The organism is Arthrobacter sp. E70, from assembly GCF_058266945.1.
Map to the genome: position 1 here is coordinate 198317 of NZ_JBYQFR010000007.1, position 25184 is coordinate 223500.

A 25184-nucleotide genomic window follows, 5' to 3' on the forward strand; every position below is an offset into this window, starting at 1 on the left:
GATTGCTCCGTAACTGCCGTTTTGACGCCTCATAAGGGCCGCTACGGAGCAATCGATCCACCAAAACAATTCAAGGAGCACCACCATGACCACCATCCAGCGCACCGCCGTCCTCACCGGAGCAACCTCGGACCGGGGCATCGGCATCACCACAGCCCGCCGCTACGCCCGCGAAGGCTGGGGCATCGTCATCCTGGACCTCGACGGCGAGAAGTCCGCCAAGGTCGCAGCTGAAATCGGCAACGAGTTCAACGTTCCCGCCTTCGGCCACGAGATCGACGTCGCCAACGAAGCTTCCGTCACCGCCGCCCAGGCCGCGGTCGCTGCCGAAGTCGCTGCCGGCAACCTCCCGCCCGTCGGTGCCCTTGCCAACATCGCCGGCATCACCTCGCCCATTCCGTTCCTGGAGACCACCCTCGAGCTGTGGCACAAGGTCATGGACGTCAACGCCACCGGCACCTACCTGGTGACCAAGGCCTTCCTGCCCGGCATGATCGAGAACGGCTGGGGCCGGATCGTGAACATGTCCTCCGTGTCCGCGCAGCGTGGCGGCGGCGTCTTCGGCAAGGTTCCCTACTCCGCAGCAAAGGCTGCCATCCTCGGCTTCACCAAGGCCCTGGCCCGCGAACTCGGCACCACCGGCGTCACCGTTAACGCCATCACTCCCGGCGCCGTGGACACCAACATCCGTGTGGGCAGCACCGAGGAGCAGGAAGCCGCCATCAACGCCGGCATCCCGCTGGGCCGCAACGCCACCACCGAGGAAGTGGCCTCCGTCATCACGTTCCTGTCCTCCGAGGAATCCGCCTACCTGACCGGCACCACCGTTGACATCAACGGTGGAAGCCACATGCACTAGCAGCGGTCCCCGACAACCAAGCCCTGACAACACCCCGGACGCCGGAGAACCCACCATGACCAAGATCTTCAACGACCCCTCAGAGTTCGCCGAGGAGGCCCTGGCAGGCTTCTGCGACGTCCACTCGGACCTGGTCCGCCAGGTCCCCGGGGGCGCCGTCCGCCGCTACCGGCCGGCCCAGCCCAAGGTCGCCGTCCTTACGGGCGGCGGCTCCGGCCACTACCCGGCGTTCGCCGGACTGATCGGCACCGGCTTCGCCGACGGCGCGGTGGTGGGCAACATCTTCACCTCGCCGTCGGCCCAGCAGGCCTACTCGGCGGCCAAGGCTGCCGAGTCCGGCGCCGGCGTCGTCTTCACCTACGGCAACTACGCCGGCGACGTGATGAACTTCGGCATGGCCAGCGAACGCCTCGCCGCCGAGGGCATCGCCGTGGAGAACGTGCTGGTCACGGACGACATCGCCAGCGCCCCGCCGTCGGAATCCGCCAAACGCCGCGGCATCGCCGGCGACTTCACCGTCTTCAAGGTGATGGGCGCCGCCGCCGAAAACGGAGCGGACCTCGCCGAGGTGGTCCGCCTGGGCCGCAAGGCCAACGACCTGACCCGCACCATCGGCAGCGCGTTCGCCGGCTGCACCTTTCCCGGCGCCGAAGCCCCGCTGTTCACCCTTCCGGAGGGGCAGATGGGCCTCGGCCTGGGGATCCACGGCGAACCGGGCCTGCACGACACGGACCTGCCCTCCGCCAAGGAACTGGGCCAGGAACTGGTGGCACGGGTGCTCTCCGAAACACCGCCAAACGCCGGCCACCGGATCGCTGTCATCCTCAACGGGCTCGGCTCCACCAAGCATGAGGAGCTCTTCGTCCTTTGGGGGACCGTGGCGCCACTGCTGCGCGCGGCCGGCTACACGCTGGTCATGCCCGAAGTCGGCGAACTGGTCACCAGCCTTGACATGGCCGGCGTCTCACTGACCATCACCTGGCTGGACGACGAGCTTGAGCCACTGTGGACCGCTCCCGCTGAGACCCCCGCCTACCGCCGCGGCAACGCGGCCCGCGAAGCCGGGGCACTGTCCGGTGAGGAAGCGTACGACGGCGGCGCCTCCGTGGCGGCGTTCGTCGCCACGGACGCCTCCCGCGGATACGCCGCTGCGTGTGTCGGCGCGATCCAGGCAGCACGGGCTTCGCTGCACGAGGCCGAGGAGCGGCTGGGCCGCATGGACGCGATCGCCGGCGACGGCGACCACGGCCGCGGCATGGTCCGCGGAGTGGATGCCGCCGCTGCGGCGGCCTGCGCGGCCCTGCAGGACGGTGCAGGGGCCGGCGACGTGCTGGCCGCCGCCGGGGATGCCTGGGCAGACAAAGCCGGCGGCACCTCCGGTGTCCTGTGGGGTGCCGGGCTGCGGGCCTTCGGCGAAACCGTGGGCAACAGCGCGGCGCCGGAAGCTGCCGCCCTTGCGGCAGCCGTGACTGCGTTCGCGGACCGGATCGTGCAGCTGGGCAAGGCGGAGATTGGCGACAAGACGATGGTGGACGCCCTGCTGCCCTTTGCCGCCACCTTTACCCGTGAAGTGTCCGGCGGGATAGCTCCCATCCAGGCGTGGGAGACCGCGGCCCGGGAATCGGCCGCAGCGGCGGAAGCCACCGCTGACCTGCTGCCGTTGAAGGGCCGCGCCCGTCCCCTGGCGGAAAAGAGCCTGGGCACCCCGGACCCCGGAGCCACCTCCCTGGCCATGGTGTTCGCCGTCATGGGGCCGTATTTCACCGGAACCGCTACCGCGGACGACAGGCTGCCTGCTGTGGCACCGGCAGGAGCACAGCAATGACGACGGAAGGACAAACCATGGGACTCCGGCTTATTGTCGGCGCGGATGAGGCGGGTGTGGACTACAAGGACAAGGTCCTTGCCGACCTCCGCAACGATCCCCGCGTCAGCGAGGTCATCGACATAGGAGTCAACCGGAGCGACGCCCCGGACGACTTCACCAGGCCCTACCCCTACGTGGGAATCACAGCCGGTGAGATGATCCGGGACGGCGCCGCGGACCGTGCCATCCTGTTCTGCGGTACCGGAATCGGCGTGGCCATCGCCGCGAACAAGGTGGACGGCATCCGCGCCACCGCCGCACACGACTCCTTCTCGGTGGAACGCTCCATCCTGTCCAACGACTGCCAGGTGCTCACCATGGGCCAGCGCGTGGTGGGCATCGAACTCGCCCGGCGGCTGGCGAAGGAATGGATCGGCTACACGTTCGACCCGTCGTCCGCTTCCGCAGGAAAGGTCAAGGTCCTCACCGACTTCGAGGGCTGCTAGCAGGGGGAGCACCATGAAGCCGTACCCCTATCCCGACTGGAGCCGCCTGATCGGGGTGCCGGTGGAGATCCGGAAGGACTTCGAAGTGGTCCGATCCGGCGTGGTCGAGGACGCCATGCCCGACCCGCCCGCGCTATGGCTCGCCGCCGACGTCTCGGCCGGCAGGGCCCTGTTCACCGCCGCGGAAGGCTACGAGGCGTGGATCCTGCCCCAGGAACTGGGCGGAAAGCTGTGCTACAAAATGGCTGCCGTGCAACTGCGGGGCAGGGCCGGGGGCTGGGCTTCGGGTCACCCCGTTCCTACACTGGGGTGATGATCACGGTCACCGGAAGTGTGGAAACCAACCTGTCCGCCGAGAAGGCCTTTGCCTTCCTGAGCCAGTTCGAGAACACGAGCAAGTGGGATCCCAACACTCCGGTGATGGACAAGCTCACGCCGGGGCCGGTGGCGGTGGGCCACCGGTACCACGCGGAGTCAGAGTTCCGGGGAAAGCGGCAATCCCTGGAATACGAGGTCATTGAACTGACCGAAAACCACCTCAAACTGCGGGGCGAGAACAAGAGTGTGACCGCCTTCGACTCCGTGGACGTCAGCCCGAACGGGACCGGCTCGGTGGTGAAGTACACGGCCGAGTTCAGCATCAAAGGCCCCGCCAGGATCATCCAGCCCCTCCTGAAGCCTGCGTTCATGTCGCTGCGGGACCCCGCCCTGAAGGGGATCCGCAACACCCTCAACGCGTTGGCAGCCGGCTGACGGCTGCGAAGAACCCGCAGGTCTCCCGCCGCGGGTCGTCTGCCCGCCTGTTGTTGATGGATACCACCACGGCGCCGCCGCTGCGGCAGTGGAGGGGACCGTCATGGTGACAGGTTGCGGCTTCAACGCAGGTAGGCTGGCATCACCGTTCGGCAGTGGGCGGCCATGATGCTGTGGCCTGTCACAAACCCGCCGGAGGGAGACCCTTGCTCAACGCCGAAGCCCCGCATGACGATCTCTTCGCCGATGTTGCCCGGCGCCTGCAGGATTCTTTCCTGAAAAATCCCGCAGTGGAGGCGTGCCTTCAGGAATTGGCTCCCTACGCGGCAGCCAGGCTGGGCAGCGACGACCGGCAACTGCTGTGCGCAATGACCGTGCTCCGACCCAAACACCCCGCAGCAACGGCAGCCAGCAGTCCCTGCGCCCGGGCGCTCAGCTCGCTGGAGCAGAAGTACGGGGACGGCCCGGGAACCACCGCGATGCGGACCGGCGGCACCGTGCTGATAGGGGACGCCCGGCAGGATCGGCGGTGGGCCGAGTACGCGCACGCCGTTGCGGGACTGGGCTGCATGTCCGTCCTCAGCATTCCCGTGGACCTTGAGGGCGCCGACGGCGTGCTGAGCCTCTACAGCGGGCAGGCCGGGGTATACAACGCCGAAGTGGTGGCCCAGGCCGAGGCATTCGTCCGGCAGGCAGCCAAAGGGCTGACGCTCGCCTTGCGGATGGTGAAACTGGAGGAAACCAGGGATGGCCTGACCGCGGCCATGCAGACGCGCACCGTGATCGACCTGGCTACGGGGGCCATCATGGCGCAGAACCGCTGCGGTCAGTCCGATGCCTTCACGCTGCTTCGCAAGGCATCCAACGCAAGGAACATGAAACTTCGTGACGTTGCCGCCGCGGTGGTGTCCTCTGTGGCCGGGGCAGAAGGCGTTTCCACCTACTTCGACGAGTAGGGGTCCGGCCGCTGGGGGTTCAGCCGGAACAGCAGCGAGTCGCTGAACGGCGCACGAAGCGGCAGGCCTTCCGCGGCGCAGTGTTCATTGACAGCCTGAGCAAGGGCATCCCGTTCCTTGGGCGGGAGGCTGGTTTCACCTGCGCAGTAGTCCCTGATGACGCCCTCGGAAGCGTCGCCGCCCAGCGAGACGAACTCCAGCCACAGCTGTCCCAGGTCCAGGTGGTGTTCCCTGATGACAGCGCCCGTCAGGGCCTGCTGATCTGCCTCGTTCATTGTCCCCTCCCGCGTTGGGTCCAGTTTCTCTGTGGAGAGTTCGGAGCGGGACGCGCGGGGGGATGGGTGCGGGCGAACATTTTTTTGGGCGGCCTCCGGTACCGGCCGGTAACGCCCTGAGGACCTTTGCCCCTAGGCAGGAACTAAGGGAAGGAGCCAACCTGAGTGTCTGGAGTAACAGGAATCAGGAGGAAATGAGCATGGGTGCTTGCGATGTCTGCGGCAGCAGCGAGGGGAGGATGTTCACCGTCACCATGGGCAGCCAGACCGGGACGTTCGACAGCTTCGAATGTGCCATCCACATGATGGCGCCGGCCTGCGAGCACTGCGGTTGCCGGATTCTTGGACATCCGATCGACAGCGAAGCCGGGGTCTACTGCTGCCTGCACTGCGCGCGGGAGGCAGGGAACCCGCACAAGGCGGCCAAAGCCGAACACTCCACCGTGGCGGTGCCGGCGCAGGGTAGCGCTGCGGGCCAGGCCTGACGTTGCCGGGGCCCAACGTGCCGGGACCCAGGGAGCGGGAAGAGGAGAACCATGGCGGGTAGTGGACGCTTCAGGATAGTGGTGGGGGTGGACGGTTCGGACCAGTCCCGCGCGGCAATGGACTGGGCCATCGAGGAGTCCAGGCTGCGCGGCGGCGAGGTCCTGGCGCTGACGGCGTGGAGCTTCCCCTATATCAGCGACGCCCTTGGCACAGCCTGGGACTACGAGATCTTCGAGAAGGACGCCCAGGCCATCCTTGAAGCGGAGCTTGCCCGCGTGAAGGACCAGGGCGGGAACGTGACCGGCCGGGTGGTGGAGGGCAATCCCGCCTCGGCCCTGGTGGATGCCTCCAAGGACGCCGACCTGGTAGCCGTGGGCTCACGTGGCCACGGGGGATTCACCGGCATGCTGCTTGGCTCGGTGTCCCACCAGACGATCCACCTGGCGCACTCCCCGGTGCTGGTGTTCCGTGAACCCCGGGCTGAGTAGCACCCGCGCAGGCCCCTGCTGATTGGCCTTGGGTCCCGTGACAAATCACGGGCCCCGGCGAGCACAGGCCGGCCTGGACGGCGTCCTTCAACCCGGCGTGGCACGACCTCCAGGCCGCACAGGGCCCGTGACCGTTCAGGCCGGAATGAACCGGGCGAAGCCGGCATGGGCCTCGTGGACAATGACGGAATCCGTCCCGAGGAGCCGGGCCTTTGCCCGGAGCTGGGCCAGGAGATCAGGTGACGGGCGGCCGAAGACCTCGATGCTCTTCATCGTGATCAGCGGGGCAACCGGAGGGAACCTAGCGCCGGCCACCTTCAGGTGCAGTTCCAACGAGGCAAGATCGGTGTGAAGGTGCAGGACCTTCATGGTGGCTCCATCCTCCGAGAAATAGACGCAATACGAGAGGATCTGGGGCTCGTTCTGTTCGACAAACTCCTCCAGCCCTGCCATGGCTTCCTTGAGCTCCTCCAGTTTGCCCGGATGGACCTCGGAAGTATCCAGATACGCGATGAAATTTGCCATCCCGTCTCCTTGTGGTTCTTAAACGTGATCTACTGACCGGCCCCTTGCGGGATGCGCGGCGCGGCGCGGATCTGCAAGGATGTGTGCCGAAGACCATCCCAGGAGGACTTATGCCGTACACCGTGGATTTCAAGAACGTGTCCACCACTGGTTTGGAGTCCTCGCCGGTTGCGGCGGCGCTCGCCGGCCTGCGGGCCAACGAGGCCCGTTACTACAAGAACAAGTACGACCACGATTTCACTGTCACGCCGGCGGAGGACGACCCGGCGACGCTCGAGTACGTCCACCACATCCTGTCCGCCGAGCGCAACATGGTCATCTCCTCCAAGCCCCTCGAGGTGTCCTCCTTTGAGGTGGACGGGCTGCGGATGACCTATGTGTTTTACGAGTCCGGGCTGTCAGTCAACGTCATGTACGGCATCGACGAGGGCGGGAAACGGGCCGTGGGGTTCAAGCTTTCGGACGGCATGGACATCCCGGCGGAGCTGGCTCCGACGTTCAAGTTCGCCCGCCAGAAGTCCAAGCTCGCTGGCACCATCCGGGGCTCCTACTTTGTCATCAAGGGCGAGTACTGACTGCGACCACCGGAAACCGTCCCCTACTTCTGCTCGGGAATCCAATATGGCGCAGCCGCCCCGGCACCTGTCAGGTTGTCGCAGCGGACAAGCTGCACGCCGATGCGTTCGAGCGGACAATCGACATAGGTGGTGAAGGCGTCGGAGCCACTGGCCGTCCAAGGTGCAAGCGCTCCATCCGGAACAAGTGTGAAGAAGGCGGCAGCAATCATCGCCAAACTGCGAGCGAACATTATGTCTCCTGCAAAAGACACGAATTCATGACCGCCCCAAGCGGGCGGAATCAGCTGCCCAGCGAGCCTTGAGTGCGCTGCACCGGCGTTTTTATCTGCGCCTGCAGGGGTCAGCGTACGCTGGCCCTGGAGCCCCTGTAAGGGTGCGTCCTACCCCATTTCCGCCGCGGGTGGAGTGGGTATTTGCCAGGGGGTACCCCCTGGACCCCGCTGTCTCCCCTTGCCTTCTAGGAGCCCCAGTAGGAGGCACGCCACGTGATACCGGCTAAGGTGGCCTGGCCCTTCAGGCTCGGGTGGAAATAATCCAGCACGCTGACATCGCTTGAGGAGAAGGAATAGTTGTAGACGGCGCCGCCATCAAAGCGGCAGATCTGCGAGTACTTGCCGCAGACTGCTTCGAGGGCCTGGTTGAAGGCTACCTCCCGCTGCACCACCAGTTGTCGCTGATCCTCCGTGATGGAGCTGGACAGCATACTCTGGCAGATGTTGGCGCTCGACCACACCCACTGCGCCACCGAGTTGGTGTGCAGCACCTTCCATAGCTGGTAGATGTTCGGGATGCTGCTGACAAATACCCGCGGCCGCGGGCTCGTCTGGTTAAGTTTCGCCAGCGACTGGTCGATATACGCCGTGAAATCTGCCACCGGAGTCATCTCCGGCGCCGAGGACGTGCAGAGATCGTTGGCCCCGATCAGGATGGTGACGTATTCGGCCCCCTGCGAGGCGGCTGTTTCCGCCTGGCCGGGCAGGTCCCTGGCTTTGGCGCCGCTCCTGGAGTCGTTGAAGTTGTTTCCTTTGATGGCTGGCTTCAGCGGGAGCAGCCGTTCATAGTGGCTCTGGATCCCGTCGTAGGCACCGTTTCCGGTGGACCAGGACTGGGCCGGATGGTCACCGTACCAGCAGCAGACATCCGCTGCCCGGGAAATGGAGTCGCCCAGGGCCGCCATGCTCTTGGGATAACTGGCCGCCGCGGCCGGCTGCGCGGCGGCGACCGCGAAGAGAAACAACAGGGGCAGAAGCAGGAACCTGGCAACCTTGCGCATCTGAACCTCCCAGCACGGGCCCGCTCAGCAATGGGCGGGCTTCCACGAAAAGATCTGTGGCCAACAAGGTACACCCGGATGCGGAAGAAAGCTCCCGTTTCCTCAGGATGCTGCGGGTGCCTCAGGATGCTGCGGGATCTGCGGGTCCACCGCCCGCGGGGCTCTCACCGCCGGCGGCATGGCTGCTGGACCAGATGTCACCCATTTCCTCAGTGGACTGCTCCACGATCCTGCTCATTGCGGTGTGGGCTGCCCCCGCCTGGCCGCGTTGGATGGCGCTTGCCACGTCCACGTGCAGCTGCAGTGCCTCGTGGTCCGGAAGATGGGGCATCAAACCGTGTTGGGTGCGCCCCGCCAGCACTTCTGCCACGAGTTTATGCAACTGCGAAAACATCAGGTTGCCGGAGGCATTGAGGACCGCGGCATGGAATTCGATGTCCAGGCGCAGGAATTCGTCCTGGTCCCCCCGTTGCCCCGCGGCCCACAGCCGTGCTGCCATGGAGACAAGGTCGCTGGCCTCATCCAGGGACGCACGTTCGGCGGCGAGGCGGGCGGCCTGCGGCTCGATGGCCCCCCGCAGCTCATTCAAGGCCCGCAACTGCTCCAGCCGCTTGGCCGATGCCAGCCTCCACCGGATGACCTGTGGATCGTAAAGGTTCCAGCTGGCCTCCGGCTGGACCACCGTTCCGAGCCGCCGGCGGGACTCCAGCATGCCCATGGACGCAAGCACGCGGGTGGCTTCCCGTATCACCGAGCGGGACACCCTGTGCTGGGCCTCAAGCTCGTCCAGCCGCAGGATCGAGTTCGGCGCCAGCGTTCCCTCGGCAATGGCGAGTCCCAGGTTCTCGACCAACGACGAATGCAGGTCGGGGGAGAACGCCGCCTTTGGGATCGTCATGGATAAATCATATGGGTTGCGAGTCAGCTCTTGTATATGTCTGTCTTATTTGTCTATGCTCGCCTGACAGAGCAGACGTAAAGAGGCGTTTGTGGCCGGTCCGCAGACGAGCGGGCCCTAAAGCAAAGGGAGTCGTAATGAAGCGGCGTTCAATTGTGAAGTACGCGGCAGTAGCCGCGGCGATGTCGCTGGGGCTCACGGCCTGCAGCGGCGGCGGAGGTGGCAGCGACCAGGCCAAGGAGTCGGGCACCGTCCGCGTCACCCTGGCCAACCACGTGTGGACGGAAGGCATCAAGGCCGCCATTCCGGAGTTTGAAAAATCCAGCGGCCTGAAGGTCGAACTGACCCAGCTGGGCGAAGACCAGCTCTCAGACCAGTACAACGTCAAGCTCAACGCCGGCAGCGACGAGATCGACGTCATGATGTACCGCCCGCTCCAGGAGGGCAAGGCCTTCGCCAAGAATGGCTACCTGGCGGACCTGACCAAGAACGTCTCTTCCGACTCGGGATGGGACTGGAAGGACTACCAGGAAGGCCCCGTCAAGGCCACCACCGTTGACGGCAAGGTGGTTGGCGTCCCGATCATCACCGAGCGTGAAGTCCTGTACTACCGCAAGGACCTGCTCCAGGCAGCCGGGTTGCAGGTTCCCAAGACCATGGAGGAACTCGAGGCGGCAGCCAAGGCCATCAAGGCGTCCAACCCTGACACCGCCGGCTTCGTGGCACGCACGGGCAAGTCCGCGGCCGTCACCCAGTTCTCCAGCTTCCTGTACAGCTTCGGCGGCGACTTCGTCGACTCCAGCGGCAAGGCCTCGCTCAACACTGATGCCGCCAAGAAGGCCTATTCCTTCTACGGCGGTCTGATCAAGAACTACGGTCCGGCCAACGTCAGCACGGACATGAGCTGGCCGGAGGCAATGGCCATCTTCACCCAGGGCGGCTCCGCCTTCTACACCGAGGCCGATTCCCTCTACAAGAACGCCACCGACCCCGCCAAGTCCAAGGTCGCGGACAAGGTCGGGTTCGCGGCGCTTCCTGCCGGGCCCGCCGGTTCGAAGCCCTACAACATCCCGAGCTGGGCCCTGGGTGTGAACCAGAACTCCAGCAACCAGGACAACGCCTGGAAGTTCATCCAGTGGGCAACCAGCAAGGAACGCACCCTGGCAGCCCAGAAGGCCGGCGTTCCCGGCCCCCGGGCGTCCGTCTGGTCGAACCCGGAGGGAACCTCCACCTACCCGAAGGACCTGGCCGAAGCGATCGCCGCGAGCGCCAAGAACGGCGTGGGCCATGACCGCCCCGAGGTTGTCACGGTAGGCAAGGCCCGCGAGATCGTTGGCGCCCCGATCGTCGCCACCATCACCGGTGCGGACCCGGCCGCCGCGGCCAACGACGCACAGAACGCCTTCCAGACCTTCCTGGACAGCGAAAAGAAGTAGGACGCAGGCGCCGGAAGGTGCCACACCAGCCCGCCGGGACGGCCCCAAAGCCGTCCCGGCGCGGCCCCGCTTCACCCCCCAACTCATTAGGTGAACCATGTCTGTCTTGAATCCTCCCCGCAGCGCACAGCCCCGCAGCGCCAGGGGTCCCGCCGGGGCAGGAGGAAACTTTTCCGCCTGGGCCAACCGGCACCGGAAGTGGCTCTTCGCTGCACCGGCCATGATCTTCGTCGGCGTCCTGATCGTCTTCCCACTGGCCTGGACCCTGTACCTGAGCCTTACGGACTCCCAGGGCTCCGTCCGGGCTGCCACCGAGTTCATCGGCCTGCAGAATTACCTCACCGTGCTGACTGATACGGACCGCTTCTGGCCCGCCGTGGGCCGCACCCTCTCCTTCACCGGCCTGGCGCTGGCCTTCGAGGTGGTCCTCGGCATGGGCATCGCCCTGCTGCTCTGGCGCCCCTTCCGTGGCGAAAAGTGGGTCCGCGTGGCCATCCTGCTCCCGCTGGTGGCCACCCCTGTTGCAGTGGGCATGATGTGGCGGCTGATCTTCGATCCCAACATCGGCTTCGTCAACCAGCTCCTGGGCATGGTGGGCATCCCGCCCCAGCCGTGGCTGTCCGGCCAGGACACCGCCCTGGGAACCACCATCTTCATGGACGTGTGGCAGTGGACCCCCATGGTGGTCCTGATCCTGCTCGCCGGCCTGACCTCGCTGTCCGACGAACCGGACGAAGCGGCCCGCGTGGACGGTGCCAACGCCTTCCAGCGGTTCTTCTACATCACCCTGCCGCTCATGATGCCCACCGTGATCGTGGCCATCCTGCTCCGGGGCATCGACGCGTTGAAGACCTTCGACATCCTGTACGCCACCAAAGGCAAGGGCGGCGGCTCCTTCCACGAAGTGGAGACGCTGAACGTGTACGCGTACGGGCTGAGCTTCGACTACAACCAGTACGGCCTCTCCTCCGCGGTGCTGATCCTCTTCTTCATGATCATCATCGGCACCATGTGGCTGCTCACCATGCGCAAGAAAGCGGCAAGCAAATGACCGTGCTGAATGAAAACACCCCTTCCACCGTAACCGGCCGCCGTCCCGCACAGCGGCGGAAGCCGCTGGCCACCCGGGCGTACAAGGTGTTCCGGGTGGTTGCCCTCATCGTCGTGGTGCTGTTCCTGCTGGCACCGCTGTTCTGGATGCTGCTGGCCTCGCTGAAGACCAACGTGGACATTTACGACACCGCCAAGGCCTTCGTGTTCTCGCCCACCTTCGAGAACTACGCCAACGTGCTGCAGCGCAACAACTACTTCGTCTTCGTGGTCAACAGCTTCTGGGTGGCCTTCGTCTCCACGGTCCTGTCGATCATCCTCGGGGTTCCGGCCGCCTACGCCATGAGCCGCTTCACCATGCACCGCTCCGCGTTGGTGGTGCTGATGGCCCGCGTCATCCCGGGGGTCTCGCTTCTGGTGCCCTGGTACTACGTCTTCTCCAACCTCCGGATGGTGGGCAAGTTCGAAGTGCTGATCCTCAGCCACATGTTCGTCGCCCTCCCGCTGATCGTCTACATCATGATGAGCTACTTCGACTCACTGCCGCTGGAGCTTGAGGAATCGGCGGAAGTGGACGGACTCACGCCGATCGGCGCGTTCCGGCTGATCACGCTGCCCCTGGCAGTGTCCGGCATCGCCACCGCCGGGATCCTGTCCTTTATCTTCTCGTGGAACAACTTCATGTTCGCGCTGGTGCTCTCCGGAGCCAAGACCAAGACCCTGCCGGTGGCGATCTTCGACTTCGTCTCCTACGCCAGCATCGACTGGGGCGGCCTGATGGCGGCGGCGACGGTGGTCACCATCCCGATCATGATCATTGCGCTCTTCACGCAGAAGTACATCGTCTCCGGCCTGACCGCCGGCGCCACCAAGGGTTAGGAACCGCCCCGTGACCGTCATCAGCCGAATCGAAACATTCCTCGTCCCGCCCCGCTGGCTCTTCGTCCGGATCGAAACCGAAAGCGGAATCGTGGGGTGGGGCGAGGCCACCTGCGAGGGCCGCAGCGAGACGGTGCGCGCCGCCGTCGGGCAACTCTCGGAACTGCTCATCGGCAGGGACGCCCTCCGCATCGAAGACCACTGGCAGGTGATGACCAAGGGCTCCTTCTACCGCGGTGGGCCCATCCTGGCCAGCGCCGTCTCGGGCGTGGACCAGGCGCTGTGGGACATTGCCGGCAAGCACTTCAACACCCCCGTGCACCAGCTCCTCGGCGGCCATGTCCGCGACCGGATCCGGATGTACGGCTGGGTGGGCGGCGACGAACCGAGCGAGGTGGCCGACCAGATCAGCGCACAGCTCGAAGTGGGCCTCACAGCCGTCAAAATGAACGCCAGCGGACGGATGAGCCCGGTGGGGTCCGTCGCGGAGATCGACGGCGTCATCCGCCGTGTTGCGGCGGCCCGCCAGGTCCTGGGCGACCACCGGGACGTCGCCGTCGACTTCCATGGCCGCTTCAGCCTCGCCAACGCCAGGCGGGTGGCGCCCCTGCTGGAACCGTTCCGGCCCTTCTTCCTCGAAGAGCCCGTGGTCCCGGAAAATACCCACCTGCTTCGGGAGTTCACCTCCTCCACCACCACGCCCGTGTCCACAGGGGAGCGGCTCTACAACCGGCAGGAGTTCCTGCCCGCCCTGCAGGCAGGCATCGCAGTGGCGCAACCCGATCTCTCGCACGCCGGTGGCATCACCGAGGTCCGCAAGATCGCTGCACTGGCCGAGGTCTACGATGTCCAGCTGGCGCCGCACTGCCCGCTCGGACCGCTGGCGCTGGCCGCCTGCCTCCAAGTCGGATTCGCCACGCCAAACTTCCTCATCCAGGAACAAAGCATCGGCATCCACTACAACCAGGGCGCCGAAGTCCTTGACTACGTGGTGGACAAGGCGCCATTCAAGTTCGTGAACGGCCATATCGAGCGGCTCACGGGCCCCGGGCTGGGCATCGAAATCGACGAGGCCGTGGTCCGGGCAGCGGACAAGCGCGGCCACGCCTGGCGCGGCCCGGTATGGCGCCATCCCGACGGATCCTTCGCAGAATGGTGAACCCCATGACGTCCAAAAATTCAGCCATTACCCCCGCCGGCCTGCTGGCAGGCATCCGGGAGGCGCGCCTTGTGGGCATTGTCCGCGGGAACGACGGCGGTGCTGCCGCCAAGGCCGCACTGGCCGCGATGGAGGAAGGCTTCCGGTACGTGGAGATCGCCCTCACCACGCCCAATGCGCTGGAAGCGATCCGCGAAGTCCGCGCGGCTGCCCCGGCCGGCTGCCTGGTAGGGGCCGGCACCGTCCTCAGCCAGGCCGACGTCGAACACGTCACCGCCGCCGGCGGCCAGTTCATCGTTACCCCCTCGCTGGCACCCTCGATCAGCGAGGCGGCCAGCGCCGGGATCCCCGTCCTGGCGGGGGCGCTGACCCCCAGCGAGGCCTACGAGGCGATGGAACGCGGCGCCACCGCCATCAAGCTGTTCCCCGCGTCCATCGGCGGGCCCCGCTATTTGAAGGCTGTCCGGGACCCGTTCCCGGACATCCCTTTCATCGCCGTGGGCGGCGTGGGGCTCGACGAAGCCACAGGCTACTGGGAAGCAGGTGCCATCGCCGTGGGACTGGGCGGCCCCCTGTTCGGCACCGCGGCCTCCGGCGGCGACCTCTCCGACATGCGGGACCGTGCGCGAAGCTTCCTGGGCCTCGCCGCCGAATTTGCCGCCCGGGCCGGTCAGCAGGCATGAGCACTGATGATGGGGGCCGGCGCAACCCGGCCCCGCACCAGGTGGACCTGCTGACCTTCGGTGAGGCCATGGTCTCGCTCCGCTCCGCCGGCCCACTGGCAAACGGCGGGCCAGTGAACATGCAGGTGGCCGGGGCGGAATCGAACGTTGCCATCGGCGTGGCACGCCTCGGCCATTCGTCGGCCTGGGTCGGGTGCGTTGGTGCTGATCCGCACGGTGAGTTCATCGTGAGGCAGCTGCGCGGCGAGGGCGTCCAACTGCACCATGACGTGCATCCGGAGCGCAGCACCGGGGTGATGTTCCTGGAACAGCGCACCGCCGACATCAGCAGGGCCTTCTACTACCGCGCGGGATCGGCCGGGGCCACGATCTCGCGCGGACAGGTGGGTGCAGCCCTCGATGGAGGCGCCCGGATCCTGCACCTGACCGGCATCACCGCCGCGCTCAGTCCCGAGGCGCGGGACGCGGTGGAGTACGCCGCCGAACGTGCTGCCGCTGAAGGAATGGTGGTCTCCCTTGACGTGAACTACCGCAGCAAGCTCTGGTCCCGCGACCAGGCTCGGGCCGTCCTCGTCCCATTGGCGCGGCATGCCACGATCGTCATTGCGTCCGACGACGAACTTGACCTGGTTGCCCCACCCCAGGATGGGAGCGGGGCAGCAGGGCAGCCAGCCGATGAGGGCTGCTTCGCCGAGAAGCTGCTGGCCACCGGAGTCCGTGAAGTAGTGGTGAAACGCGGCGCCGCAGGCGCGGGACTCTACACAGCAGAAGGCCGTCATGAAGCCGGCGCCATCGCCGTGACGTGCGTGGACACCATCGGAGCAGGTGACGCGTTCACCGCCGGCTACCTCTCCGCCATGCTCGAAGGCGGCGGCGTTGCCTCCCGGCTCAACCGCGGCATCCTCGCCGGCGCGTTCGCCGTCAGCACCCGCGGTGACTGGGAAGGGCTGCCCCGCGCCGATGAACTTGCGCTGCTCGATGCGGCGCCGGGCAGCACCCAGCGCTGACCGTCAGGCCATCCACACCACGGGGCTCAAGCAACCCTTCCCGCCAGTCCGGCGGACACCAGGCGCCTGCGCGGGTGATCAGGTCAAGGCCCACATGGCGAGCGCGCCCACCAGTCCCATGGCCATGACGGCGAATCCCGTGGCCACGATCACCCTGCCGGGAAAGGCTCCGCGGACCATAAGCATCGAGGGCAAGCTGAGGGCCGGCAGGGTCAGCACCAGTGCCCCCAAGGGGCCCATTCCAACTCCCGCGGCCATCAGGGCGCCGATGATGGGAACTTCCGCGGCAGTCGGGATCACGAACAGGGTTCCGGCGACGGCGAGCAGGATGGCCGCGAGCACACCCCACGACGCGAGCGCGGTGCCCTCGGGGAACAGCCAGCCCCGGAAGCCGCCAAGGAGCATCACGACGACGGCGTACTCCGGCAGGAGGCGCATTGCCAGCCGGACGAGAGCCTTGGCGAACCTGCGTACAGCACCGGCCGCTGTCCCGGTTTCGATGGGATCGTCCTCCGGATCGATAGTGCTGGGGCCTTTCGCCAGGCGGCTAACGAGCAGTGTGACGCCGAAAACGAGGATCACGCCGGTGCCGATGCGGACGGCGACGAACTGCCAGGGGAGCACGAAGGCCATGAAGGCCAGTGCTGCCGGATTGAGCACCGGGTTGCCGAGCCAGTAAGCAAGCGCGGAGCTGACCGGAACCCCTCTGCGGCGGACGTTCAGGGCAACGGGGGCCGCGCAGCACGTGCACATCATCGACGACATTGACAGGAGCCCGCCACAGGCCGTGCTTGCCAACAGGCCACGCCTCGCCTGGAACAGTGCGAGCAGCCGGCGGGCCGGAAGGAATGCCTCTACGGCCGCGGCAACGAGCAGGCCCGCCACAAGTGCCTGCCAGATTGATGCGGCGTAGGCGAGTGCGTAGTCAACGGCCGCGTTCCAGGACGGGGACGGCGGCGCACCCGCGCTGCCCGACAGGACGGAGTTCCCCAACGAGTGGCTGCCTGCCACGACCGGAATTTTGAGCGTGTAGGGGTACCACTTGGCCCACGCGAGGGTTGCGATGGCTATCACGGCGGTGGCCAGCGTTCCCAGGAGCATGTTGCGCCGGCGACGCTGCCCCGGGTCCGCGGGAGGCTCCAGGTTCAGCTGCCCGTTGTCTTGGGGTTCCATGCCGACGGCAAGGTCTTTCATGCGCTTCCCTGAACCTTCCGCGTCCGGCCGGGCTGGAGCCGGCTCTGTACCCGACCATCAGACCACAGCCGCTGCGGCTTACTCCGCAGCGCCCCACAGCGCCTTGCGCAGCAGCCGCTTCAATTCCTCCGATTCGTCCCCGGACAGCGCGGCGAGCTGGCTGAGCTCGGCCGCGTCCAGCGCGGTGCGGGCCTTCGTGTGCATCTTCCGCCCCTCGGCGGTGGAGACGATGATCTTGGCGCGCCGGTCCTGCTTTCCCTGCGCCCGCTCCACCAGGCCGCGCCGCTCCAGGTCGTCCACCAGCGTGACCACCTGGCTCGGGTCCAGGCTGAGGAAGTCGGCCAGCTCCCGCTGGGTCGGCTCCAGCCCGCTGCACGCGAGGGTCAGCACCGAGAAGGAGCGCTCCCGCAGCCCAAAGTCGGCCAGGGCCTTGTTGTTCAGCAGCGACCCCGCGGCGTGCAGCTTGGCGAGCAGCAGGCCCACGTCGCTGCCGATCCTGGCGGCCGCAAGGCGCGGCGTCTGAACTTCGGTGCCCAAGGTGGCCATCACAACTCCGGTGTAAAAAACAATCGTTGACTTTTTCAATGATCCATAATTTCATTGATCCCAACAAGGATCTCACACCGCAGTGGGACCAATCCCACCGGCTTCCGCCGGCCGCATGCAAAGGAGCAGGCCATGAGCTTGAACGGCAAGGTTGCAATCGTTACCGGCAGCGGGCAGGGCCTCGGCCTCGCCTACGCAAGGGAACTGGCACGCCAGGGCGCCGCCGTCGTCATCAACGACGTGAACGCGGAGACCGCCGCGAAGGCCGTCGCGCAGATCGAGGCCGACGGCGGCCGCGCCACCGCCGTCGTGGTTCCGGTCGGCACCACCGACGCCGCCAAGGCCCTGGTGGCCGGAGCCGTGGACACCTTCGGCCGTTTGGACATCCTGGTCACCAACGCCGGCATCCTGCGCGACAAGTCCCTGCTGAAGATGACGGACGAGGACTTCGACCTGGTCATCAACGTCCACCTCAAGGGCACTTTCACCTGCGTCCGCGAGGCCTACGCCTACTTCAAGGAAAACAACGTCCAGGGCCGCATCATCACGATCGGTTCCCCCACGGGGCAGCGCGGCAACTTCGGCCAGACCAACTACGCCGCCGCCAAGGCAGGCATCGTGGGCATGGTCCGTACCTGGGCGCTGGAAATGAAGAAGGCCGGCGTGACGGTCAACAGCGTCATCCCCGTGGCGGCAACTGCCATGACCAAGACCGTGCCCTACTTCCAGAAGGCGGTGGAGGCGGACGAGCGCGGCGAGGCCATGCCGGCCTTCTTCCGCCACGACCTGGGCTTTGGAACGGCCGACGACGTCGCGGGACTGGTTGCGTTCCTCGCCTCCGATGAGGCGGCCGGCATCACCGGCCAGGCCATCGGTGCCGGCGGGGACCGCCTGCAGGTGTGGACCCACCCGGAGGCCGCCACCACCGAGTACCGCGAGGGCGGCTGGAGCTACGAGGCGCTGGTTGAGAACGCCGGCCAGCTGTTCACCGCCGAAACCCTGCAATCCTACGGCGAGGAATTCCTCCCGCTGCCGGAGGACCTGAAGCCCGCTCAGCCGGCCGAGGCCCGCTGACCATGGCCGGCCGTTACGAACCGGGCGTCGACACCACCAGGCTCGATGCGATCGACATGCACGTCCACCTGGAGGTGGACAGCTGCGGGCACGGCTCCCTGCCGGAGGCGCTCACGGAGGCATCGGCCAAGTACTTCAAGGCTGAAGACCGCACCCCGTCCCTGAACCGGATCGCCGACCTCTACCGCGAACTGAACATGGCCGCCGTCGTTTTCACCGTGGACGCCCGTACCCAGCTCAAGCACGAGCCCAACAGCATCCCGGAACTCATCGCCGGCGCCGCCCGCAACAACGACGTCCTGATCCCGTTCGGCAGCGTGGACCCGCGCACCGGCGAGGACGCCATCGCCGGAGCCAAGCACCAGGCCATTGAGCTCGGTGCCCGCGGTTTCAAGTTCCACCCCTCCCTGCAGGGCTTCGACCCGTCCAGCGAGCGCTTCTACCCGCTGTGGGAGACGCTCCAGGAACTGGGCCTGCCCGCCATCTTCCACACAGGCCAGAACGGCATGGGCGCGGGTCTTCCCGGGGGCTACGGCATCAAGCTTGCCTACTCCAACCCGCTGCTGCTGGACGCCGTGGCCGCCGACTTCCCTGGGCTGCAGATCATCATGGCCCACCCCTCGGTGCCGTGGCAGGACGAGGCCAACTCCATCGCCACCCACAAGGCCAATGTCTTCATCGACCTCTCCGGCTGGTCGCCCAAGTACTTCCCGGAGTCCCTGGTGAAGGGTGCCAATTCCTACCTGCAGGGCAAGGTGCTGTTCGGCACCGATTTCCCGTTGATCACCCCGCAGAAATGGCTGGGTGCCTTCGCGGACCTGCCGCTGAAGGACGAGGTCCGGCCCAAGATCCTCAAGGACAACGCGGTGCGCCTCCTCGGGCTGGGCGGCTGAGATGGCCACGACGGCGGAGGCCGCCTTGGGTGCCCGGCTCTACGAAGCAGCGGACTGGTACGACGCCGAGTCCCTGCTGACCGATGGCGAGCGCCGGGTCCTGGCCCGGCTGCGGTCCTTCCTGGACTCGGACGCCAAGCCGCTGCTGGCCGAGTACTGGGAACGCGGCGAGTTCCCGGAGCAGCTCGCCCGGCCGCTGATCGACCTGGACCTGATGGAGCCGGCGGATCTCACTGGCGCCCCGGGTGCAGAACACCGTCCGGCCCGGGGCATCTACCAAGGCTTCCGGATCTTCGAACTTGCCCGCACCGACGCCTCGCTGGCTACCTGGTACACCGCCCAGGCCGGCCTGTTCCGCACCGCCATCCGGGTGGGAGCGTCCGCGGAGCAGCAGCGCGAGTGGATGCCCAAGGTCATTGACTTCTCCCTCAAGGGCGTGTTCTCACTGACCGAACCCGAATCTGGATCGGATATCGCCGGAGGCCTGTCCACAACCGCCCGGAGGCAGGCCGATGGCAGCTGGATCCTTGACGGCGCCAAGCGCTGGATCGGCGGCGCAGCCACCGCAGATGTCCTGGCCGTCTTCGCCCGGGACACCGCCGACGGGCAGGTCAAGGCCTTCCTGGTGGATCGCACTGCCTCGGGAGTCAGCCTGGAAAAGATTCAAGGAAAGACCTCGCTGCGGATGATGCAGAACGCCCACATCACCCTCGCCGGCGTCCGCGTCCCCGAAGCGATGCGCCTGCACAACGTGAACTCGTTCAAGGACGTCGCGGCAATGCTCCGGGCCATGCGCTCGGATGTTGCCTGGATTGCCACCGGCATCGCTGCAGGTGCCTTCGAGGCAGCACTCGCCTACGTCAACGAACGCCGCCAGTTCGGCCGCACCCTGGGGTCCTTCCAGCTGGTCCAGGAAAAACTGGCCCGCATGCTGGGGAACGTCACGGCCAGCCTGTCCCTGGTGGTCCGGTTGACCGAACAGCAGGCCAGAGGCATCTACCGGGACCAGGACTCGGCCCTGGCCAAGATGCAGACATCCCTCTTCATGCGCGACACGGTGGCCCTGGCCCGCGAAGTAGTGGGCGGCAACGGCATCACCCTCGCCGCCGACGTGGCCCGCTTCCACGCGGACGCGGAGGCCGTGTACTCCTACGAAGGCACCCACGACATCAACGCCCTCATCATCGGCCGCGCCCTCACCGGAGAAAGCGCCTTCACCCGCTAGCACCAGTAACACCACACGAAACCACCCCAACAAGCCCAGGAGGCAACGATGCCCAATCTCGTCGTCGATTTCGACACCCTGCTCACCCTGTCCGGCAAGGACCTCGGCACCACCGACTACCGCCAGATCACCCAGGAGCAGATCAACCTGTTCGCGGACGCCACTGACGACCAGCAGTGGATCCACACCGACCCCGAACGCGCCAAGGACGGTCCGTTCGGCGCCCCCATCGCCCACGGCTTCCTCACCCTCTCCCTGATCATCCCGTTCTGGGGCGAGCTGTTCGACGTCGAGGGCGTCACCACCAAGGTCAACTACGGCCTGGACAAGGTCCGCTTCACCTCCCCGGTCACGGTGGGATCCAAGGTCCGCATGCAGGCCACCATCGCCGATGTCACCGAGGTGAAGGGCGGCGCCCAGATCAAGGTCAACGCCACCATCGAGATCGAAGGCCAGGAACGCCCGGCCGTCGTTGCCGAATTCCTGGCACGTTTCTACAAGTAAGCAGCTTTCCCGGCAGCACCCCCCCACAACACCGGCGGCCCGCCGCACGAGGCGCCGCCTCCTCAGGCAACCCCCAAAACTCCCATTCCTCCGTCCTTAGGAACAGCCATGTCCGGACACACCACGCTCGCACCTGCGGGCACGGCCGCCAAGCGCAAGGAAGCGCGCACGGTCATCCTGTCCAGCTATCTGGGCAGCACCATCGAGTTCTACGACTTCCTGCTGTACGCCACGGCGGCGGCAGTAGCCTTCCCGAAGGTCTTCTTCGCCGGAACGGACGAATGGGTGGGCGTCGTCGCCGCCTACGCCACTTTCGCCGCCGGGTACGTGGCCAGGCCGCTGGGCGGCGTCATCTTCGGCCACTTCGGCGACAAAGTGGGCCGCAAGGGGATGCTGATCATCTCCATGGCCATGATGGGCATCGCATCGACGCTCATCGGGCTGATCCCCGGCGCCGGCGTGATCGGGCCGTGGGGCGCCGTCATCCTGGTGCTGCTGCGGGTGTGCCAAGGCATCGCCGTCGGCGGTGAATGGGGCGGCGCCGCCCTCATGGCCCTGGAGCACTCCCACCCCAAGCGGCGCGGCTTCGCCGCCTCGTTCGTCAACGCCGGCGCCCCCACCGGCGCCGTACTGGGCACACTCGTGATGGGCGCTTTCTCAGCACTGCCGCAGGACGCTTTCCTGGCCTGGGGCTGGCGCGTGCCGTTCCTGCTGTCCTTCGTGCTCCTGATCGTGGGCATGTTCGTCCGCCTGCGCGTCTCTGAAAGCCCCATCTTCGCCGAGGCCGTGGCCAAGGAAAGCGCGCAGGGCGCCAAGCGCAAGATCCCGCTGCTGGAGGTGCTGCGCCGCCCCAAGGCCCTGATCATGATTATGTTCGCCGGTGCCGCCGGGTTCGGACTCCAGGTGGTGCTGCCCACCTTCTCCGTCACTTACGCGGTGTCCAAGGGAGCGCCGCAGCAGGGCGTGCTCTATGCCTTCGCGGGCGCCTCGGCCATTTCCATCATCTTCGTCCTCCTGGGCGGCCGCCTGTCCGACCGCTTCGGCCGCCGGCCGGTGATGATCGCCGGACTGGCGCTGTTCATCGCCTACCTGTTACCCATGTTCGGGATGCTCGGCTCCGGCAACGTAGGCCTGGTTTTCCTCGCCTTCACCGTGGCCCTCATCCTGCATTCATCCCTGTACGGGCCTCTGGCGGCCTTCGTCTCGGAACAGTTCGGCACCACCTCCCGCTACACCGGTGCCGCGGTGGGCTACCAGCTGGCCACGCTCATCGGCGCAGGCTTCACCCCGGGTATCGTCGCCGGGCTCTACAAGGATTCCGGGCAGAACATCCTCCCGGTGGTGGTGTTCCTGTCGGCCATGGCACTCGTCTCGATTGTCTTCATCGCCCTGACGCGGGAATCTAAGAACAACGACCACACTACGGTCCGTTAGGAGAACCATGGACAACAACGGAGTTGGCTCCTGGCTGCAGCGCCGCCGCCGGAAGTCAGGTGCCAAGGCTGCCCTTCTGTCAGCAGACGGCATCCTGAGCTACGAGGAGCTCGCCGAACGCACCGACCGCCTGGCCAACGTACTCCGGGACAGGGGAGTGGCCAAGGGTGACCGGGTGGCCTACCTGGGGGAGAACCACCCGTCCTTCGTGGAGACCTTCTTCGCCTGCGGACTCCTGGGCGCCATCTTCGTGCCGCTCAACACCCGGCTCGCGCCACCCGAGCTGCAGTTCCAGCTGCAGGATTCCGGGGCCCGGCTCCTGGTCAATGCCGGTGCCCTGGAGGCGCCTGCCTCCGCCGCCCTGGAAGGGACGGAAGTGACGCACCGCCTCGTGGTGGCGGCCGACGGCGGGACGGAACCTTCCGCCGCCACGTCGCCGGCCGCCGTCGAACGTTATGAAGAGGTGCTGCAGGCAGCGGCGCCGGACGCCCTCGACGTGCCGGTAGGGCATGATGACGGCGCGATGATCCTCTACACCTCGGGGACAACCGGCAAGCCCAAGGGTGCGCTGCTGACCCACGGGAACATCACCTGGAATTGCATCAACACCGTGGTGGACATGGACATCAACCGCAATGATGTGGCGCTGATGATCTCGCCGCTGTTCCACGTGGCGTCCCTGGACATGGGACTGCTGCCGATGCTCCTCAAGGGCGCCACCGTGGTGCTCGAGGCGAAGTTCGATCCCGCCCGCGTCCTGGAGCTGGTCCAGGAGCACAAGGTCACCACCCTCAACGGGGTGCCCACCACGTTCCAGATGCTGTGCGAGGATCCGGGATGGGCCACGGCGGACCTCAGCTCACTGGACAAGCTCACCTGTGGCGGCTCCGCCATTCCCCGCCGGGTCCTGGACGCGTACGAGGACCGCGGCATTGGCTTCACCAGCTGTTACGGCATGACCGAGACGGCGCCCGGGGCCACCATGCTTCCCGTGTCACGGTCCAGGGACAAGGCAGGCTCTGCCGGCCTCCCGCATTTCTTCACCGACGTCCGGATCGCCGAGCCCATGGGCGGGGTGGCCGCCCCGGGAGAGGTGGGGGAAATCCAGATCTGCGGCCCCAACGTGATCAAGGAGTACTGGAACCGGCCGGAAGCCACAGCTGCCAGCTACGCGGACGGGGCCTGGTTCCGCTCCGGGGACATGGGCTACCGGGATGAGGAGGGCTTCCTTTTCGTCTCGGACCGGCTCAAGGACATGATCATTTCCGGCGGGGAGAACATCTATCCTGCCGAGGTGGAGGCGGTCATTTCCGAGCACAGTGCCGTGGGCAGCGTGGCGGTCATCGGCGTTCCCGATGACAAGTGGGGCGAGGTTCCCCAGGCGATCGTGACCCTGCGCGAGGGCGCATCACTGACGGCGGAGCAGCTGCGCAGCTTCCTGGACGGGCGGCTTGCGCGCTACAAGATCCCCAAGTCCCTGGTGGTGGTTGAAGACATGCCCCGGACGGCCAGCGGCAAGATCCGCAAGATGGAGCTCCGAAAGCAGCTTTAGCGCATGAATCCCCACGGTTTACCTTGCCTCGGTGGCCGTGGGGTCCCGCCGTTGTTACCGTTCACGGTCATTGATTGGGGAATCCTTCAAGACGGTGCCACCATTATTGGATGCTTGAGGCAACTAAACCCCAGAAGTCCCCGGACGGAACACCCGTCAATCCCGCCCTGGAAGCGGAAAGCAGGATCGCACGCATCGCGGTGACGGTGTTCCCGATTTTGGTGGTGGTCGCGGGCGTCGTCGGCTTCCTGCTGCCCGGCGCCTTCAAGCCTCTGGGGCCGGCGGTGCCCTATCTGCTGGGCATCATCATGTTCTGCATGGGCCTCACGCTGACCCCGCCGGACTTTGCCGCGGTGGCCAAGCGCCCGTGGGCGGTTGCGCTCGGGATTGTGGCGCACTACATCATCATGCCCGGCGCAGGCTGGGTCATCGCCGGCGCCCTGAACCTGGACCCCGAGCTCGCCGTGGGCGTCATCCTGGTGGGATGCGCGCCATCCGGAACCGCCTCCAACGTGATGGCCTTCCTGGCCAAGGGTGACGTTGCCCTGTCGGTCGCGGTGGCCTCTGTCTCCACGCTGATCGCCCCAATCGTCACCCCGCTGCTGGTCCTGTTCCTGGCAGGCTCCTACCTCTCGATCGACGCCGGCGGCATGGTCCTGGATATCGTCAAGACAGTGCTGCTTCCGGTGGTCGCCGGCCTCCTGGCCCGGCTGTTCCTCAAGAAGCTCGTAGCGAAGGTGCTGCCGGCACTGCCGTGGGCCTCCGCCGTCGTGATTTCCCTGATCGTGGCCATCGTGGTGGCCGGAAGCGCCAGCAAGATCGTGGCCGCAGGTGCCATCGTGTTCCTCGCCGTGGTGCTGCACAACGGCTTCGGCCTGGGCCTTGGCTACCTGGCCGGGAAACTGGGCCGGCTGGACGACAAAGCCCGCCGCGCCCTCGCCTTCGAAGTGGGCATGCAGAACTCGGGCCTGGCCGCCACACTGGCCACCGCCCACTTCAGCCCCCTCGCAGCGCTGCCCTCCGCCGTGTTCTCGCTGTGGCACAACATCTCCGGGGCCATCGTGGCTGCCTGGTTGGCTCGCCGTCCCTTGCAGGAGAAGCCCCTGCCTGAAGCACCCCTGCATGAAAAGCGCGCCTGACCTGC

At 66.5% G+C, this 25184-nt stretch carries 29 protein-coding genes; 22 read left to right on the plus strand and 7 right to left on the minus strand.

What is annotated here, in order from left to right; all coding sequences use genetic code 11:
- The first annotated feature begins 85 nt into the window (after positions 1-85).
- The 6 genes from AC3IMC_RS11095 (at position 86) to AC3IMC_RS11120 (ending at position 4881) form a co-directional block, all read left to right on the plus strand.
- A complete protein-coding gene (locus AC3IMC_RS11095; RefSeq protein ID WP_490918610.1) occupies positions 86-859 on the plus strand; it encodes an SDR family NAD(P)-dependent oxidoreductase in 774 nt (257 codons plus the stop codon).
- Between the two features lie 55 nt (positions 860-914).
- Entirely contained in the window at positions 915-2684 is a 1770-nt protein-coding gene (locus AC3IMC_RS11100; RefSeq protein ID WP_490918611.1) for a dihydroxyacetone kinase family protein, read from the plus strand.
- A complete protein-coding gene (locus AC3IMC_RS11105; protein ID WP_490918612.1) occupies positions 2681-3172 on the plus strand; it encodes an RpiB/LacA/LacB family sugar-phosphate isomerase in 492 nt (163 codons plus the stop codon). Before AC3IMC_RS11100 ends, AC3IMC_RS11105 begins: the two co-directional genes overlap by 4 nt.
- 13 nt (positions 3173-3185) lie before the next feature.
- Positions 3186-3485 (plus strand): hypothetical protein, encoded by a 300-nt coding sequence (locus AC3IMC_RS11110; protein WP_490918613.1) that lies wholly within the window; start codon positions 3186-3188, stop codon positions 3483-3485.
- Positions 3485-3925, plus strand: a complete 441-nt coding sequence (locus tag AC3IMC_RS11115; RefSeq protein ID WP_221385221.1) for an SRPBCC family protein — start codon at positions 3485-3487, stop codon at positions 3923-3925. The genes AC3IMC_RS11110 and AC3IMC_RS11115 overlap by 1 nt, the downstream gene beginning before the upstream one ends.
- Positions 3926-4131: 206 nt before the next feature.
- The gene (locus tag AC3IMC_RS11120; protein WP_490918614.1) at positions 4132-4881 is read left to right on the plus strand and encodes a GAF and ANTAR domain-containing protein; all 750 of its coding nucleotides are present in this window, start codon (positions 4132-4134) and stop codon (positions 4879-4881) included.
- On the opposite strand, the gene AC3IMC_RS11125 is transcribed toward AC3IMC_RS11120, so the two are convergent.
- Positions 4866-5156: a hypothetical protein gene (locus tag AC3IMC_RS11125; protein ID WP_490918615.1), complete on the minus strand. Its 291-nt coding sequence runs from the start codon at positions 5154-5156 to the stop codon at positions 4866-4868. The two genes, AC3IMC_RS11120 and AC3IMC_RS11125, sit on opposite strands and share 16 nt — an antisense overlap.
- Positions 5157-5356: 200 nt before the next feature.
- On the opposite strand from AC3IMC_RS11125, the gene AC3IMC_RS11130 reads away from it, so the two are divergent.
- Together AC3IMC_RS11130 and AC3IMC_RS11135 are read left to right on the plus strand one after the other, a co-directional pair.
- On the plus strand, positions 5357-5641 hold the full coding sequence (locus tag AC3IMC_RS11130) for a hypothetical protein (protein WP_490918616.1): 285 nt from the start codon (positions 5357-5359) through the stop codon (positions 5639-5641).
- A gap of 51 nt (positions 5642-5692) precedes the next feature.
- Positions 5693-6130 (plus strand): universal stress protein, encoded by a 438-nt coding sequence (locus AC3IMC_RS11135; protein WP_490918617.1) that lies wholly within the window; start codon positions 5693-5695, stop codon positions 6128-6130.
- A gap of 135 nt (positions 6131-6265) precedes the next feature.
- Here AC3IMC_RS11135 and AC3IMC_RS11140 read toward each other — a convergent pair whose 3' ends face one another.
- A complete protein-coding gene (locus tag AC3IMC_RS11140) occupies positions 6266-6655 on the minus strand; it encodes a hypothetical protein (RefSeq protein WP_490918618.1) in 390 nt (129 codons plus the stop codon).
- A gap of 110 nt (positions 6656-6765) precedes the next feature.
- Here AC3IMC_RS11140 and AC3IMC_RS11145 point away from each other — a divergent pair, with 110 nt between their 5' ends.
- Positions 6766-7230: a DUF8821 family protein gene (locus AC3IMC_RS11145; protein WP_490918619.1), complete on the plus strand. Its 465-nt coding sequence runs from the start codon at positions 6766-6768 to the stop codon at positions 7228-7230.
- Between the two features lie 23 nt (positions 7231-7253).
- On the opposite strand, the gene AC3IMC_RS11150 is transcribed toward AC3IMC_RS11145, so the two are convergent.
- The 3 genes from AC3IMC_RS11150 to AC3IMC_RS11160 all read right to left on the minus strand — a co-directional run bounded on the left by AC3IMC_RS11150 (position 7254) and on the right by AC3IMC_RS11160 (position 9404).
- Positions 7254-7463: a hypothetical protein gene (locus AC3IMC_RS11150; protein WP_490918620.1), complete on the minus strand. Its 210-nt coding sequence runs from the start codon at positions 7461-7463 to the stop codon at positions 7254-7256.
- A 227-nt stretch (positions 7464-7690) separates the two neighbouring features.
- On the minus strand, positions 7691-8506 hold the full coding sequence (locus AC3IMC_RS11155) for a GDSL-type esterase/lipase family protein (RefSeq protein WP_490918621.1): 816 nt from the start codon (positions 8504-8506) through the stop codon (positions 7691-7693).
- Between the two features lie 121 nt (positions 8507-8627).
- Positions 8628-9404 carry a FadR/GntR family transcriptional regulator gene (locus tag AC3IMC_RS11160; protein ID WP_490918622.1) on the minus strand — a complete coding sequence of 259 codons (777 nt, stop codon included), beginning with the start codon at positions 9402-9404 and terminating at the stop codon, positions 8628-8630.
- A gap of 137 nt (positions 9405-9541) precedes the next feature.
- Between AC3IMC_RS11160 and AC3IMC_RS11165 the strand changes: the two genes are divergently transcribed.
- From AC3IMC_RS11165 to AC3IMC_RS11190, 6 genes are all read left to right on the plus strand, one after another.
- Positions 9542-10840 (plus strand): ABC transporter substrate-binding protein, encoded by a 1299-nt coding sequence (locus tag AC3IMC_RS11165; protein WP_490918623.1) that lies wholly within the window; start codon positions 9542-9544, stop codon positions 10838-10840.
- Between the two features lie 97 nt (positions 10841-10937).
- Entirely contained in the window at positions 10938-11891 is a 954-nt protein-coding gene (locus tag AC3IMC_RS11170) for a carbohydrate ABC transporter permease (protein ID WP_490918624.1), read from the plus strand.
- Positions 11888-12769 carry a carbohydrate ABC transporter permease gene (locus tag AC3IMC_RS11175; RefSeq protein WP_490918625.1) on the plus strand — a complete coding sequence of 294 codons (882 nt, stop codon included), beginning with the start codon at positions 11888-11890 and terminating at the stop codon, positions 12767-12769. Before AC3IMC_RS11170 ends, AC3IMC_RS11175 begins: the two co-directional genes overlap by 4 nt.
- Positions 12770-12779: 10 nt before the next feature.
- Positions 12780-13928, plus strand: a complete 1149-nt coding sequence (gene dgoD / locus AC3IMC_RS11180; RefSeq protein WP_490918626.1) for a galactonate dehydratase — start codon at positions 12780-12782, stop codon at positions 13926-13928.
- A gap of 5 nt (positions 13929-13933) precedes the next feature.
- Entirely contained in the window at positions 13934-14611 is a 678-nt protein-coding gene (locus tag AC3IMC_RS11185) for a bifunctional 4-hydroxy-2-oxoglutarate aldolase/2-dehydro-3-deoxy-phosphogluconate aldolase (RefSeq protein ID WP_490918627.1), read from the plus strand.
- The gene (locus AC3IMC_RS11190; RefSeq protein ID WP_490918628.1) at positions 14608-15618 is read left to right on the plus strand and encodes a sugar kinase; all 1011 of its coding nucleotides are present in this window, start codon (positions 14608-14610) and stop codon (positions 15616-15618) included. Before AC3IMC_RS11185 ends, AC3IMC_RS11190 begins: the two co-directional genes overlap by 4 nt.
- Positions 15619-15696: 78 nt before the next feature.
- Here AC3IMC_RS11190 and AC3IMC_RS11195 read toward each other — a convergent pair whose 3' ends face one another.
- Together AC3IMC_RS11195 and AC3IMC_RS11200 are read right to left on the minus strand one after the other, a co-directional pair.
- On the minus strand, positions 15697-16812 hold the full coding sequence (locus tag AC3IMC_RS11195) for a permease (protein ID WP_490918629.1): 1116 nt from the start codon (positions 16810-16812) through the stop codon (positions 15697-15699).
- Positions 16813-16890: 78 nt separating this feature from the next.
- Complete coding sequence (locus AC3IMC_RS11200; RefSeq protein WP_490918696.1) at positions 16891-17358, minus strand: MarR family winged helix-turn-helix transcriptional regulator; 468 nt, start codon at positions 17356-17358, stop codon at positions 16891-16893.
- Positions 17359-17490: 132 nt separating this feature from the next.
- Here AC3IMC_RS11200 and AC3IMC_RS11205 point away from each other — a divergent pair, with 132 nt between their 5' ends.
- The 7 genes from AC3IMC_RS11205 (at position 17491) to AC3IMC_RS11235 (ending at position 25179) form a co-directional block, all read left to right on the plus strand.
- Entirely contained in the window at positions 17491-18432 is a 942-nt protein-coding gene (locus AC3IMC_RS11205; RefSeq protein ID WP_490918630.1) for an SDR family NAD(P)-dependent oxidoreductase, read from the plus strand.
- A 2-nt stretch (positions 18433-18434) separates the two neighbouring features.
- Positions 18435-19325: an amidohydrolase family protein gene (locus AC3IMC_RS11210; RefSeq protein ID WP_490918631.1), complete on the plus strand. Its 891-nt coding sequence runs from the start codon at positions 18435-18437 to the stop codon at positions 19323-19325.
- 1 nt (position 19326) lies between these two features.
- Positions 19327-20550: an acyl-CoA dehydrogenase family protein gene (locus tag AC3IMC_RS11215; protein ID WP_490918632.1), complete on the plus strand. Its 1224-nt coding sequence runs from the start codon at positions 19327-19329 to the stop codon at positions 20548-20550.
- 48 nt (positions 20551-20598) lie between these two features.
- A complete protein-coding gene (locus AC3IMC_RS11220; RefSeq protein WP_490918633.1) occupies positions 20599-21054 on the plus strand; it encodes a MaoC family dehydratase in 456 nt (151 codons plus the stop codon).
- Between the two features lie 108 nt (positions 21055-21162).
- On the plus strand, positions 21163-22488 hold the full coding sequence (locus tag AC3IMC_RS11225) for an MFS transporter (protein ID WP_490918634.1): 1326 nt from the start codon (positions 21163-21165) through the stop codon (positions 22486-22488).
- Positions 22489-22495: 7 nt separating this feature from the next.
- Positions 22496-24040 (plus strand): o-succinylbenzoate--CoA ligase, encoded by a 1545-nt coding sequence (gene menE, locus AC3IMC_RS11230; protein WP_490918635.1) that lies wholly within the window; start codon positions 22496-22498, stop codon positions 24038-24040.
- A 110-nt stretch (positions 24041-24150) separates the two neighbouring features.
- Positions 24151-25179, plus strand: a complete 1029-nt coding sequence (locus AC3IMC_RS11235) for a bile acid:sodium symporter family protein (protein ID WP_490918636.1) — start codon at positions 24151-24153, stop codon at positions 25177-25179.
- Positions 25180-25184 lie beyond the last annotated feature (5 nt).

Excerpts from the sequence above, each read along its gene's own strand:
- AC3IMC_RS11110 (WP_490918613.1), top strand. The coding sequence starts at position 3,186 with ATGAAGCCGTACCCCTATCCCGACTGGAGCCGCCTGATCGGGGTGCCG.
- AC3IMC_RS11125 (WP_490918615.1), bottom strand. The coding sequence starts at position 5,156 with ATGAACGAGGCAGATCAGCAGGCCCTGACGGGCGCTGTCATCAGGGAA.
- AC3IMC_RS11190 (WP_490918628.1), top strand. The coding sequence starts at position 14,608 with ATGAGCACTGATGATGGGGGCCGGCGCAACCCGGCCCCGCACCAGGTG.
- AC3IMC_RS11155 (WP_490918621.1), bottom strand. The coding sequence starts at position 8,506 with ATGCGCAAGGTTGCCAGGTTCCTGCTTCTGCCCCTGTTGTTTCTCTTC.
- AC3IMC_RS11130 (WP_490918616.1), top strand. The coding sequence starts at position 5,357 with ATGGGTGCTTGCGATGTCTGCGGCAGCAGCGAGGGGAGGATGTTCACC.
- AC3IMC_RS11215 (WP_490918632.1), top strand. The coding sequence starts at position 19,327 with ATGGCCACGACGGCGGAGGCCGCCTTGGGTGCCCGGCTCTACGAAGCA.
- AC3IMC_RS11170 (WP_490918624.1), top strand. The coding sequence starts at position 10,938 with ATGTCTGTCTTGAATCCTCCCCGCAGCGCACAGCCCCGCAGCGCCAGG.
- AC3IMC_RS11160 (WP_490918622.1), bottom strand. The coding sequence starts at position 9,404 with ATGACGATCCCAAAGGCGGCGTTCTCCCCCGACCTGCATTCGTCGTTG.
- AC3IMC_RS11220 (WP_490918633.1), top strand. The coding sequence starts at position 20,599 with ATGCCCAATCTCGTCGTCGATTTCGACACCCTGCTCACCCTGTCCGGC.
- AC3IMC_RS11145 (WP_490918619.1), top strand. The coding sequence starts at position 6,766 with ATGCCGTACACCGTGGATTTCAAGAACGTGTCCACCACTGGTTTGGAG.
- AC3IMC_RS11115 (WP_221385221.1), top strand. The coding sequence starts at position 3,485 with ATGATCACGGTCACCGGAAGTGTGGAAACCAACCTGTCCGCCGAGAAG.
- AC3IMC_RS11185 (WP_490918627.1), top strand. The coding sequence starts at position 13,934 with ATGACGTCCAAAAATTCAGCCATTACCCCCGCCGGCCTGCTGGCAGGC.
- AC3IMC_RS11135 (WP_490918617.1), top strand. The coding sequence starts at position 5,693 with ATGGCGGGTAGTGGACGCTTCAGGATAGTGGTGGGGGTGGACGGTTCG.
- menE (WP_490918635.1), top strand. The coding sequence starts at position 22,496 with ATGGACAACAACGGAGTTGGCTCCTGGCTGCAGCGCCGCCGCCGGAAG.
- AC3IMC_RS11225 (WP_490918634.1), top strand. The coding sequence starts at position 21,163 with ATGTCCGGACACACCACGCTCGCACCTGCGGGCACGGCCGCCAAGCGC.
- AC3IMC_RS11100 (WP_490918611.1), top strand. The coding sequence starts at position 915 with ATGACCAAGATCTTCAACGACCCCTCAGAGTTCGCCGAGGAGGCCCTG.
- AC3IMC_RS11105 (WP_490918612.1), top strand. The coding sequence starts at position 2,681 with ATGACGACGGAAGGACAAACCATGGGACTCCGGCTTATTGTCGGCGCG.
- AC3IMC_RS11095 (WP_490918610.1), top strand. The coding sequence starts at position 86 with ATGACCACCATCCAGCGCACCGCCGTCCTCACCGGAGCAACCTCGGAC.
- AC3IMC_RS11150 (WP_490918620.1), bottom strand. The coding sequence starts at position 7,463 with ATGTTCGCTCGCAGTTTGGCGATGATTGCTGCCGCCTTCTTCACACTT.
- AC3IMC_RS11205 (WP_490918630.1), top strand. The coding sequence starts at position 17,491 with ATGAGCTTGAACGGCAAGGTTGCAATCGTTACCGGCAGCGGGCAGGGC.
- AC3IMC_RS11235 (WP_490918636.1), top strand. The coding sequence starts at position 24,151 with ATGCTTGAGGCAACTAAACCCCAGAAGTCCCCGGACGGAACACCCGTC.
- AC3IMC_RS11210 (WP_490918631.1), top strand. The coding sequence starts at position 18,435 with ATGGCCGGCCGTTACGAACCGGGCGTCGACACCACCAGGCTCGATGCG.
- AC3IMC_RS11195 (WP_490918629.1), bottom strand. The coding sequence starts at position 16,812 with ATGAAAGACCTTGCCGTCGGCATGGAACCCCAAGACAACGGGCAGCTG.
- AC3IMC_RS11140 (WP_490918618.1), bottom strand. The coding sequence starts at position 6,655 with ATGGCAAATTTCATCGCGTATCTGGATACTTCCGAGGTCCATCCGGGC.
- AC3IMC_RS11175 (WP_490918625.1), top strand. The coding sequence starts at position 11,888 with ATGACCGTGCTGAATGAAAACACCCCTTCCACCGTAACCGGCCGCCGT.
- AC3IMC_RS11200 (WP_490918696.1), bottom strand. The coding sequence starts at position 17,358 with ATGGCCACCTTGGGCACCGAAGTTCAGACGCCGCGCCTTGCGGCCGCC.
- AC3IMC_RS11165 (WP_490918623.1), top strand. The coding sequence starts at position 9,542 with ATGAAGCGGCGTTCAATTGTGAAGTACGCGGCAGTAGCCGCGGCGATG.